Source organism: Staphylococcus sp. HMSC36A10 (genome assembly GCF_001838845.1).
Taxonomy (GTDB): Bacteria; Bacillota; Bacilli; order Staphylococcales; family Staphylococcaceae; genus Staphylococcus; species Staphylococcus aureus.
In genome coordinates this window covers 1-208 of record NZ_KV839131.1, presented here as the reverse complement: position 1 = coordinate 208, position 208 = coordinate 1, and the positions used below count along the sequence as shown (strand labels likewise).

Genomic DNA, 208 nt, shown 5'->3' with positions numbered 1-208 from the left:
GATAAGAAGCGATAGAAAATCAAGCCTAAAATGTAATTACGGAATTCACTCGCATCCATGTTCCCTCTTAAATCATTCGCAATCGACCATAATTTTTTATGTAATTCAGCTTGTTGCTGACGTTGTTTTTCAGTAATAGACATGTGATTCCTCCGCCTTTGAATAAGTAATTTATCTCTTTGTGTAATAGATTTATTATAACATTTGG

The 208-nt window shown here is 32.7% G+C and carries 1 protein-coding gene; it reads right to left on the bottom strand.

Features of this window, described 5'->3' with window-relative positions; translation table 11 throughout:
• Positions 1–143, bottom strand: a 143-nt coding sequence (locus tag HMPREF3247_RS13300) for a type I restriction-modification system subunit M N-terminal domain-containing protein (protein WP_001807588.1), incomplete at its 3' end; no start/stop codon positions are given.
• Positions 144–208 lie beyond the last annotated feature (65 nt).